Annotated in this window: 11 protein-coding genes; 6 read left to right on the forward strand and 5 right to left on the reverse strand. The window is 71.6% G+C overall.

The window, feature by feature from the left end; all coding sequences use genetic code 11:
* Positions 1-83: 83 nt before the first annotated feature.
* Positions 84-428 (reverse strand): hypothetical protein, encoded by a 345-nt coding sequence (locus KME77_RS21330; protein WP_219470503.1) that lies wholly within the window; start codon positions 426-428, stop codon positions 84-86.
* 129 nt (positions 429-557) lie between these two features.
* Between KME77_RS21330 and KME77_RS21335 the strand changes: the two genes are divergently transcribed.
* From KME77_RS21335 to KME77_RS21350, 4 genes are all read left to right on the forward strand, one after another.
* Positions 558-1391, forward strand: a complete 834-nt coding sequence (locus KME77_RS21335) for a helix-turn-helix domain-containing protein (protein WP_219470506.1) — start codon at positions 558-560, stop codon at positions 1389-1391.
* Positions 1392-1473: 82 nt separating this feature from the next.
* Positions 1474-1785, forward strand: coding sequence for a hypothetical protein (locus tag KME77_RS21340; protein WP_219470508.1), 312 nt, complete (start codon positions 1474-1476; stop codon positions 1783-1785).
* A 49-nt stretch (positions 1786-1834) separates the two neighbouring features.
* Positions 1835-2665 (forward strand): sulfotransferase family protein, encoded by an 831-nt coding sequence (locus tag KME77_RS21345; RefSeq protein WP_219470510.1) that lies wholly within the window; start codon positions 1835-1837, stop codon positions 2663-2665.
* Positions 2662-3834 (forward strand): glycosyltransferase family 4 protein, encoded by a 1173-nt coding sequence (locus tag KME77_RS21350; RefSeq protein ID WP_219470512.1) that lies wholly within the window; start codon positions 2662-2664, stop codon positions 3832-3834. The genes KME77_RS21345 and KME77_RS21350 overlap by 4 nt, the downstream gene beginning before the upstream one ends.
* Here KME77_RS21350 and KME77_RS21355 read toward each other — a convergent pair.
* The 4 genes from KME77_RS21355 to KME77_RS21370 all read right to left on the reverse strand — a co-directional run bounded on the left by KME77_RS21355 (position 3831) and on the right by KME77_RS21370 (position 7177).
* Positions 3831-4235, reverse strand: a complete 405-nt coding sequence (locus KME77_RS21355; protein WP_219470513.1) for a DnaJ family domain-containing protein — start codon at positions 4233-4235, stop codon at positions 3831-3833. The genes KME77_RS21350 and KME77_RS21355 overlap by 4 nt on opposite strands.
* Positions 4236-4348: 113 nt before the next feature.
* Positions 4349-5230, reverse strand: coding sequence for a dihydropteroate synthase (gene folP / locus KME77_RS21360; RefSeq protein ID WP_308250808.1), 882 nt, complete (start codon positions 5228-5230; stop codon positions 4349-4351).
* On the reverse strand, positions 5227-6195 hold the full coding sequence (locus KME77_RS21365) for an aminoglycoside phosphotransferase family protein (RefSeq protein ID WP_219470516.1): 969 nt from the start codon (positions 6193-6195) through the stop codon (positions 5227-5229). The genes folP and KME77_RS21365 overlap by 4 nt, the downstream gene beginning before the upstream one ends.
* A gap of 304 nt (positions 6196-6499) precedes the next feature.
* The gene (locus KME77_RS21370) at positions 6500-7177 is read right to left on the reverse strand and encodes a TetR/AcrR family transcriptional regulator (protein WP_219470518.1); all 678 of its coding nucleotides are present in this window, start codon (positions 7175-7177) and stop codon (positions 6500-6502) included.
* Positions 7178-7238: 61 nt separating this feature from the next.
* Between KME77_RS21370 and KME77_RS21375 the strand changes: the two genes are divergently transcribed.
* Both KME77_RS21375 and KME77_RS21380 read left to right on the forward strand, forming a co-directional pair.
* Positions 7239-9383, forward strand: coding sequence for a transglycosylase domain-containing protein (locus KME77_RS21375; protein WP_308250809.1), 2145 nt, complete (start codon positions 7239-7241; stop codon positions 9381-9383).
* A gap of 143 nt (positions 9384-9526) precedes the next feature.
* Positions 9527-10117: LacI family DNA-binding transcriptional regulator (locus KME77_RS21380; RefSeq protein ID WP_219470520.1), on the forward strand; the 591-nt coding region annotated here is incomplete at its 3' end.

Here is a 10117-nt window from a genome sequence, read left to right on the forward strand (position 1 = left end):
CACAAAAACCCCCCGCCTGGTGAAAAGGCACCGGCCCGGTGCCCGGGGAAGCGGACACCGGGCCGGCACTGCCCGCTGAACGGTCAGTTGTTCCAGAGGAACTCGTCCCAGCCGTTGTAGTTGCGGCGGTCGCCGTGGCCCCAGTGGCGGTGCCCCCAGCCGTGGTTGCCGCGGTCCCAGCCGTAGTTGCCGCGACCCCAGCCCCAGCGGGAGTCCCGCTTGCAGCTCGAGGCGTCGCGGGTGCCCTGCCAGACGTCCCTGCCGTCGACCCGCTGCCAGGTGGACGCGTCGGTCATGGCACTGCTGCAGTTGTGGCCGACACGGTCATAGTCGTGCCAGTCGCTGGCAGCGGCTGTGCCGGCCATGGACCCGACCATCGCGGCGGCGGCGATCAGCACGCCGCCCGCGGCCATAAGGCCACCTCTCATGATTCCCCCTGTAAACCACGAAGTGATGTTGCCTCATCACTGTATGTAGTAATCGGCGAAGGATCGGGGAGCGCCACGCCCGTACCTTGGAAGGCGCGGAGCGACCCGTCGCGGGGGTACGGTGCGGGCGTGCGCACAGTTTTGCCCCTTGTGTCCGGCGACGGCTTCGAGCTGGCGCGGGTGACCGTACGGGCCGACACCCCCGCCTGGTCGGAGCCCGAGACGGCCGCCGCGCACCGGTTGATGATCGTGCGCAGCGGCGCGTTCCGCGCCAGGACCGGGCGCCACACGCTCCTGGCCGACCCCACCCTCGCCTACGTGGGCGGCCCCGGCGACGAGCAGAGCATCGCCCACCGGCCGGGCGCGCAGGACGTCTGCACGGCCGTGCTCCTGTCCGGGCCGTACGCGGCGGGTCTGCGACAGGGCGCCATCCCCGTGACCGGAGCGGCGGCCCTGGCCCACCGGCTCCTCGTCGCCGCCGCGCGAAGCGCCGCCGACCCTCTGGAACTGGCCGAACGTACCGCCCGGCTGGTCGGCGCCCTGTGCGTCACCGAGTCGGGACGGCCCGCCGGACCGACCGGCTCCCCGCGCGCCGCGGAGCCCCGACCCGCCGGGCCGGGGCGTGCCACCAGGCGGGCGTGGCGGGCGCTCGCCGACGCCGCCAGGGAGCTGCTGGCCCAGAACCCGGGCGACCGGCTCTCCCTCCTCGACCTGGCCCGCGTTCTCGGTTGCTCGCCGCACCACCTGAGCCGCGTCTTCCATCGGGAGACCGGCACCACGCTGAGCCGCCACCGCGCCCGCGTCCGTGCCCTCGCCGCCCTGGACGCCCTCGACGCGGGCGCCGCCGACCTGGCGGGCCTGGCGGCGGACCTCGGCTTCGCCGACCACGCGCACCTGACCAGGACCCTGCGACGGGAGTTCGGTCACACCCCGCGATCACTGCGGGCGGCGCTGGCCGGCTGAGCACGATCGTTCAAGCACGCGGCGCGGAGCCGAGCACGATCGTTCAAGCGCCCGGCCCGGCGCGCGGCGCAGACTCGACGCCATGACCGACATGATCGCCCGCGTGTGGCGGGCCACGACCGGAACGCCGGAGCGCTACCGGCTCGTCTTCGAGGAGGAGGTCCTGCGCGAGCTGGGCGGGGTGCCCGGGTTCCGCGGCGCGTACCTGCTGGCCCGCCCCAGGGACGGGCTGACGGAGATCAGGACCGTCACGCTGTTCGACTCGCCGCAGGCGGTCAGGCGCTTCGCGGGCGAGGACTGGGAGCGGGAGCACGTCACCCCCGCCGCCCGCGCGACCCTGGCCTCCTCCGACCCCATGATCAGGCATTTCACGGTCCTGACCGAACACCGGTGAGGGACGGCTGCCAGCCAATTGCCAGGAACGCTGGGTAACCTCCAGCCGCATGAGCTGGCAGCACAAGGTCAACGCGGCGCTCGGCAAGTACGCCGGCGTCCAGTTCTCGCGGATCGGCAAGCCGACCCCGGAGAGCCCGGCCCGGCCGCCCGCCGATCCGGCCGACAGGCTGCTGAGCGAGCCGGTCTTCATCCTGTCGCCCGTACGGTCGGGCTCCACGCTGCTGCGCGCCATGCTCGACGCCCACTCGCTGATGCACGCCCCGCACGAGCTGCACGTGCGCAGGCTGGGTGTGAGGTTCGGCACACCGCTGGCGGAGCGGGCGATGGACGCGCTCGGCCACAACCAGGCCGATCTGGAGCACCTGCTGTGGGACCGGGTGCTCCACCGCGAGCTGGTCCGCAGCGGCAAGCGGATCATCGTCGACAAGACCCCGGCCAACGCCTTCGCCTACCAGCGCATCGCCACCTGCTGGCCGGACGCCCGCTTCGTCTTCCTGCTGCGCCACCCCGCCTCCATCGCCTCCTCCTGGTACGAGGCCAGCCCCGACAAGCGCACCCGTGAGGAGGCCGCGGCCGACGCGCTGCGTTACATGAAGGCGGTGCAGCGGGCCAGGAAGGCGCTGACCGGCCTGACCGTGCGCTACGAGGACCTGACCGCCGACCCCGAGCGCGAGACTCGGGCGATCTGCGATTTCCTCGGCGTTCCCTGGGAACGGGAGATGCTCACGTACGGCAGGCCCGAGGTGGTGCGGAAAGGACTCGGGGACTGGCAGGACAAGATCCGCTCCGGCAGCGTGCAGCCCGGCCGTGAGCTTCCCCCCTACGAGGAGGTGCCCGAGACGCTCCGGGCCATGTGCCGGAGCTGGGACTACGCATGAAGATCCGATACCTGCTGCTGCACGCCTACGGACAGGGCGGCACGATCCGGACCGTGATCCACCAGGCGAACGCGATGGCCGCGGCCGGTCACGACGTGGAGATCGCCAGCGCGGTGCGGCGGCGCGAGCAGCCCCGCTTCCACCTCGATCCCCGGGTCACGCTGGTGCCCCTGGTGGACCAGCGGAGCGGCGTCCAGCAGGACTCGCTGGGCCGCAAGGTCTGGCGGCGGATGCGCGGCAAGCTCGTCCCCTTCGGGGAGTTCGCCGCCGACTACTTCACCGAAAGGGTGGAGAAGGCGGTCATCGACTACGTCTCCGGCCTGGAGGGCGGCTTCCTCGTCTCGACCCGGCCGGCGCTCAACCTGATAGCCGCCCGCCGCGGCGCCAAGGGCGTCATCAAGATCGCCCAGGACCACATGAACCTGGGCGCCTACCCCGCCACGATCAAGCAGGACATCGCCCGCCACTACGGCCGTTTCGACGCGGTTGTCGTCCTGACCAAGACGAACCAGGTCGAATACCGCATCCTCCTGCCCGGCACGCCCATCGTGCGCATCCCCAACGCCGTGCACGTGTCAGGGGAGGTGTCCAAGCAGCGCAACCCCGTGGTGGTCGCGGCCGGGCGGCTGGTCAAGCAGAAGGGCTTCGACCTGCTCATCCCCGCGTTCCAGCAGGCCTCGAAGGCGCATCCCGACTGGCGGCTGCGCATCTACGGCGGCGGCCCCAGGAAGGCCGAGCTGGCCGGGCTGGTCAGCGAGCTGGGCATGGACGAGCGGGTGCAGCTCATGGGCCGCACCGACCGCCTGGAGGAGAAGCTGGCCGGGGCGTCGGTGTACGCGCTGTCGTCCCGCTTCGAGGGCCTGCCGATGGTGATGATCGAGGCCATGGGGCACGGGCTGCCGGTCGCCGCCTTCGACTGCCCGACCGGGCCCGCCGACGTGCTCACGCCGGGCAAGGACGGCCTGCTGGTGCCGGCCGAGGACGTCGGCGCGCTGGCCGAGGCGCTCGACCGGCTGATGTCCGACCGGCCGCTGCGGGTGCGGATGGGCGCGGCGGCCAAGCGCACGGCCGGCGGCTACTCCCCCGAGGCGGTGATGCCGATGTGGGAGGACCTGTTCTCCGAGCTGGCCGGCGGTGAGCCCATCACCGACAGCTACTGGGGCCGTTAGCGCTGGTTGTCGCGCCGCCACTCGGCGGCGACGCGCTCGACGTCGAAGGGCATCAGGTTGAGCGGCGGCCCCTGCAGGCCGGTCCTGATCGCCCGGCGGATGCGGGCGTTGATCTCCTCGACGATCCGCCGGACCTCGGCCTCCGTCCTGGCGCCCGCCGCCTCCTTGAGGGCCGCCTCCGCGTCCTTGCGCAGGGCGAGCGTCGGGGGCAGCGGCATGCTCAGGCCCTCTTTCTCGACCTTCCTCTTGACCCACCACATCTCGTCGTCGAGCTTGTCGAGATCGGGGATGGGCTTGCCGGTGCCGGGCAGATTGTCGAACTCGCCGCGCTCGGTCGCCTCACGGATCTGCCTGTCGATCCACGACTCGAAGCTCATGCCGCCAGGTTTGCGCTCTGTCATGTACGCCCTCCCTTGACTCCAGGTTATCCGCCGGGTGGGCCGGGGTCGTGGTGAGGGCGCGGCGGGCTTCGGCCGAGGTCGGTGGCGGGCTTCAGCCGAAATCCGTGGCGGCTTCAGTCGAGGTTGTGGCGGGGGGCGAGCGGCGGTCGCCAGCCGAGCATGGCCTCGGTCATCCGGACGGCGGCCACGGTGGCGGGCACGTCGTGCACCCGCAGGATCCGCGCCCCGCGCAGGATGGCGGTGACGTTCGCGGCGATCGTCCCCTCCGTCCGCTCGTTCTGCGGGCGGTCGAGGGTCTCGCCGATGAAGTCCTTGTTCGACAGCGCCACCAGCGTCGGGTAGCCGATCGAGGTGATCTCCTCCAGCCTGCGCATCAGCTCCAGCGAGTGGAAGGTGTTCTTGTTCAGGTCGTGGCCGGGGTCGATGATGATCCGCTCGGGCGCGACGCCCGCGTCCAGCGCGAACCTGACGCGTTCGCGCAGGAAGGCCGCGACCTCCGCCACGACGTCCTCGTACGTCGGCCTGACCACCGCCCGCCCCGGGCCGCCGAGGCTGTGGGTGACGATCACGCTCGCGCCGGTCCCGGCCGCGACCTCGGCCATGCCGGGCTCGCGCAGGCCGTTGGTGTCGTTGATCACGTCGGCCCCGGCCGCCATGGCGGCCTTGGCGACGTCCGCCCGATGGGTGTCGACCGAGATGACGGCGTCCGTCACGCTCCTGATCTCGGCGATGACCGGCACCACCCGGTCGATCTCCTCATCGACGCCGATGCCGGACTGGGCCGCGCTGAAGGCGAACCCGCCGACGTCCACCCAGTCGGCCCCCTGCTCGATCGCCCGCTGGGCCGCCTCGACGGCTCTGGTCAGCTCGAACGTCCGGCCCTGGTCGTGGAAGGAGTTGGGCGTCCTGTTCACGATCGCCATGATCGCCACCTGCCGCGAGAAGTCGAACTCGCGGCGGCCGATCCTGCGGACGGGGTGGACGGCGTCGATCACGATCTCTCCAGCAGGTCGGCCCAGCGGTCCAGGGACCGTACGATCACCGGCAGCACCCGGGCCGCGTGCACGAACTCGGCCCTGGCCCGCCCCGAGGCCGGTGCCAGCTCCAGACTGCCCGCGGCCCACTCCAGCATGCCGCGCAGCAGGCCGGTGAACGCGAGTGTGCCGGCCGCGCCCACCGGGCCGCCGCGCTCGGCGTAGGCGGAGACGGCCGCCGCGACCAGCACCGGCTCGGGCTCGTCGCCGCCCAGGCTGGCGCAGGCCACCAGGAACGCGAAGTGCACCAGCTCCCACCAGGGCGACTCGGGCCCCGCCAGGTCGAAGTCGATCAGGGCCGGGCCGCCGGAGGTGAGCAGGATGTTCCGGAAGCTGATGTCGCGGTGGCAGACCACCATGGGCGGCGCGTTCGCCAGCCCCGCCTCGACGATCGCGGTGGCCTCCCCGGCGGCGGCCAGCAGCTCCCGGGCCTCCTGCCGTCCGACCAGCGCCTCCGCCGCCCCGGCCCGCTCGCGCCACTCGTCCTCGGACAGGAACGCGTACCCCCTGCCGTGCCCGGCGGAGGCGGGCGGGGCCACGTCCGCCAGTGCGGCGACGGTCTCCCCCAGCCAGGCGGCCAGCGGCTTGTCCACGGGTATCCGCGGCTGGTCACCGGTGACCCACTCGCTGACCCGCACGTACCCGGCCCGGCCGGGAACGGCCGCCCAGTAGCCGAAGGAGTCACCTCGCGGCTCCACCGGCCGGGGCACCAGCAGGCCCGCCGCCAGCGCGCCCCGCTCCAGCTCCCCCGCATCCCGCATCGCCACCGGCTCCCACGGCTCCACGGGTGTGACGGCCTTGACCGCCCACCGGCCGCGATCGGTGTCCAGCCGCCAGGCCCCGGCCGTGCCGTAGCCCGTGAGCGGCACGGGCTCGGAGCGCGGCTCGCCCAGGCCGAACAGCCGTGCCACGAGGGCCGCGTCCATCACCATCTCCCCAGTATCGGGCCTGGGCCGTCACAGCTCGTGCACCGGGCTCGGGTTGCCCACGCCACCGGCTGAGAACACGCGCGTAACGGCGGCGCGCCACCGTCCGGTCAGAGGGCGTCCTCCTGGAGGCCCTCAGCCATGGGCGGCGGGTGGCGGTGGGGGCGGCCTGCCGTAACAAGAGGAGAGGCTCTCGCGGGGGCCACTTACAGGATCTTCGAAACGTGCGCCGGGCCCCGCACACCTGCGTCAAGCTGGGATTACAGGGGGACGACCTCACGGCGGGGGCGTCGCCGCGTTCTCATCAGGTCGATCGGGGCCCACTCTCCCACGCGGCGGTCGCCCCCGCGACGGTCTCCATGGCCTTGGTCACCAGCGCGTCGACCAGCCACGCGAAGCTGTCCTCCACCGAGGCCCGCAGGCCGTCGTCGGCGCGCGGGCTGTCGTCGGTCCGCAAGCTGTCGTCGGCGCGCGGGCTTTCGTCGGCCGGCGCGCGCAGCACGAGGACGCCCGCGGACTCCAGCGCGCAGAACCCGTGGACCGCGCTGCGGATCCCCCGGGCGACGTGCGCCCGCACGGCGGCGGTGAGCGGCCCGAGCGCCAGGACCTCGGCCGTGACGGCGGCCGCCTCCTCCGCGGCCCTGCGCACCTCCTGGTCGTCCACGGCGAAGGCGGTCGCCGCGTACAGGGCCGGGTGGGCGCACGCGTACTCGCGCTCGGCGTGGGCGATGGCGCGCAGGGCGTCGGCGCCGGAACGGCCCGTCGCGGCGCGGCGGCAGCGGTCGGCGAGGCCCAGATGGCCCTGGACGGAGAGGGCGGCGCGCAGCTCCTTCAGCCCGTTGGGCAGGTGCACGTACAGGCTGGGCGCGGCGACGCCCAGATGACGTGCCAGGGCGCTGATGGAGAGCGCGTTGATGCCGTGCTCGTCCGCATAAGCAATCGCCCCCTCTATCGTCGTTTGCCGCGTTAGTCTCTTACGCATCGTTCGTTCCCACTACCTACTGGCGATAGGCTAGATCCTAAGGCCATTAGGGGGGATCGATGTGATTGTCGGGAGCGTCGCGCGTCTTGTCGGAGCGGGAGCGGCCGCCGGCGTGCTGGTCGCCGCCATCGCCCTACCCGCCGTGGGCGGCGCGGGGGCGCTGTTCAAGACCGGCGCGGAGGAGCTGAACCTCAAGGCGGCAGACCTCCCTGAGCCGCCCCCCGCCGAGATGACCAGGATCGTCGACGCCAAGGGCAACAAGATCGCCCAGTTCTACGAGCAGTACCGCATCGTCGTCGGCTTCGACCAGATCTCCGACCTGATGAAGACCGCGATCATCTCGATCGAGGACTTCCGCTTCTACCAGCACGGCCCGATCGACATCGAGGGCACGATCCGCGCCCTGGCGAAGAATTTGGGCACCGGCCGCACCGCGCAGGGCGGCTCCAGCATCACCCAGCAGTACGTCAAGCAGGTGCTGTACAACAACGCCACCACCGACGAGGACAAGAGCAAGGCGACGGAGGCCACCTACGGCCGTAAGCTCAACGAGCTGCGCTACGCCATGGCCGTCGAGGAGAAGTACACCAAGGACCAGATCCTCGAGAAATACCTGAACATCGCCTACTTCGGGGCCAGCGCGTACGGCGTGGAGGCCGCGGCCCGGCGCTTCTTCGGCGTCTCCGCCGCCAAGCTGAACCTGTGGCAGGCCGCCACGCTCGCCGGCGCCGTCCAAGACCCGAACATGACCGACCCCAACCGCGGCAAGAAGTTCCGCGACCGCCTCCTCGACCGGCGCAACGTGGTGCTCGACCGCATGGCCGAGCTGGGCAAGATCACCCCGGAGCAGGCCGCCGAGGCCAAGGCGCACAAGCTCGGCTACAAGGCCACCGGGCTGCCCGGCGGCTGCGAGGCCAGCACGTACCCGTACTTCTGCGTGTACGTGCGCAACGAGATGATCAAGAACAAGGCGTTCGGCAAGACCCAGAAGGCCCGCACCGCGCTGCTCAACCGCGGCGGCCTGGAGGTCAAGACCACGATCGACCCGAAGATGCAGGCGGCGGCCGAGAAGGCGATCAAGAAGCACGTCTTCCCCACCGACACCCCGGTGGCCAGCGAGGCCCTGATCCAGCCGGGCACCGGAGCGATCAAGGCGATGGCGGTCAGCCGGAAGTACGGCACCAACAAGCGCAAGCGTGAGATGTCGATCAACCTGGCGGCCGACGCGGCGCACGGCGGCGGCATCGGCTTCCAGGCAGGTTCGACGTTCAAGACGTTCACACTGCTCACCGCCCTCGACGAGGGAATGAAGATCAGCGACGGCTTCACCGTCGGCCAGGGCTACCGCCCCCCTTACTACTCCTCGTTCAAGAACTGCAAGGGCGAGAACATCGGCGACCCCACCCACACCGTCACCAACGACGAGGGCGGCACCGGCTTCAAGTCGCTGCAGACCGGCACCTGGGGCTCGGTCAACACGTTCTTCCTGACGCTGGAGCAGAAGGTCGGCCTCTGCGACACGGTCAAGACCGCCCAGAAGCTGGGCATCAAGCGGGCTGACGGCACTCCCCTGCGCGAGGTCGAGACGTTCACGCTCGGGATCAACGAGATGGACCCGGTCACGGTCGCGGCCGCCTACGCGGGCATCGCGGCGCGCGGCAAGTACTGCGCGCCGATGGCCATCACCCAGATCACCGACCGCAACGGCAAGGTGACCAAGTACGCCCCCGAGTGCCGCCAGGCGATCGACCCCGAGGTCACGGACGCCGCGGCCAACATCCTGAGCGGTGTCTTCACCAAGGGCACCATGCGGGGCGTCGGCGGCATCGGCAGGCCCGCCGCGGGCAAGACCGGCACCACCGACGCCCAGGCCACCGCGTGGTTCGCCGGGTTCACCCCGGACCTGGCGGGCGCGGTGAGCATCGGCGACCCGCGCGGCGCGATCAACCACAAGCTCAACGGCGTGACGATCGGCGGACGCTACTTCGGCTCGGTGTTCGGCGCGAGCGTGCCGGGGCCGATCTGGAAGGACACCTTCCTGGCGGCGCTCAAGGACACGGAGCCCACCCAGTTCCACCCGATCAACTCCTCCCGCTTCGGCGGCTGCGGCTCCAGCTGCGCTCCCGTGCGGACGCAGCCGGACGACACTGACAGGGAGCCCAACAGGACCACGGAGGACCCGGTCCTGGACGACCAACTGGGCTGACACCCGGCACGGCTGTTTCGAGGCCCGCGCGCACCCTGTGCCCGCGGGCCTCAAGCTGACAACAGTGGTCAAATCGCCCTGTTAACGGGGGCGAAACATTGGTAACGTGGGAGCGCTCCCAGGATCTTCCGCGAGGTGCTCCCATGTCTGAGCAGCCCACACTGGCACAGGTAGCGGCAGCCGCGGGGGTTTCTCCCGCGACCGCCTCAAGGGTCCTGACCGGTTCCGTACGGGTCAGCACCTCAACCCGGCGACAGGTCTACGACGCGGTGTCCCGCATGGGATACGTCCGCCATCGCGCGCCCAGGGGAACGGGGGCCAAAGGACCGGCCGCCGGGGTCACCGCGGTGGTCTGCGACCACCTGCCCCGACTGTTCTCCGAGCCCTACTACGCCCGGCTGCTGTCGGCCGCCGGGGCCGTGCTCGCCGAGCACGGCACACAGCTCATGGTCACCACCGTGACCCCCACCGCCTCCGTCCTCCCGGAGCTGGCCGGAGCGGTCCTCATCATCGGCGCCAGGGAACGTCACCCCCTGGCGATCAAGCTGTGCACGTCCGGGGTTCCGGTGCGGAACATCGGACGTCCTCCGCACGACCTCAAGCTGCCGTACGTCGACGTGGACAACCAGGACGGCGGCCGGCAGGCGGCCGAGCACCTGCTGCTGTCCGGCCGCCGCGCGGTCGCCGCCATCGGCGGGCCGCCGTCGCTGCCCGGCGCGCGCGACCGGCTCGAC

Source organism: Nonomuraea rhizosphaerae, assembly GCF_019396405.1.
Lineage (GTDB): Bacteria > Actinomycetota > Actinomycetes > Streptosporangiales > Streptosporangiaceae > Nonomuraea > Nonomuraea rhizosphaerae.

Excerpts from the sequence above, each read along its gene's own strand:
- KME77_RS21330 (WP_219470503.1), bottom strand. The coding sequence starts at position 428 with ATGAGAGGTGGCCTTATGGCCGCGGGCGGCGTGCTGATCGCCGCCGCC.
- KME77_RS21340 (WP_219470508.1), top strand. The coding sequence starts at position 1,474 with ATGACCGACATGATCGCCCGCGTGTGGCGGGCCACGACCGGAACGCCG.
- KME77_RS21345 (WP_219470510.1), top strand. The coding sequence starts at position 1,835 with ATGAGCTGGCAGCACAAGGTCAACGCGGCGCTCGGCAAGTACGCCGGC.
- KME77_RS21350 (WP_219470512.1), top strand. The coding sequence starts at position 2,662 with ATGAAGATCCGATACCTGCTGCTGCACGCCTACGGACAGGGCGGCACG.
- KME77_RS21355 (WP_219470513.1), bottom strand. The coding sequence starts at position 4,235 with ATGACAGAGCGCAAACCTGGCGGCATGAGCTTCGAGTCGTGGATCGAC.
- KME77_RS21365 (WP_219470516.1), bottom strand. The coding sequence starts at position 6,195 with ATGGACGCGGCCCTCGTGGCACGGCTGTTCGGCCTGGGCGAGCCGCGC.
- KME77_RS21370 (WP_219470518.1), bottom strand. The coding sequence starts at position 7,177 with ATGCGTAAGAGACTAACGCGGCAAACGACGATAGAGGGGGCGATTGCT.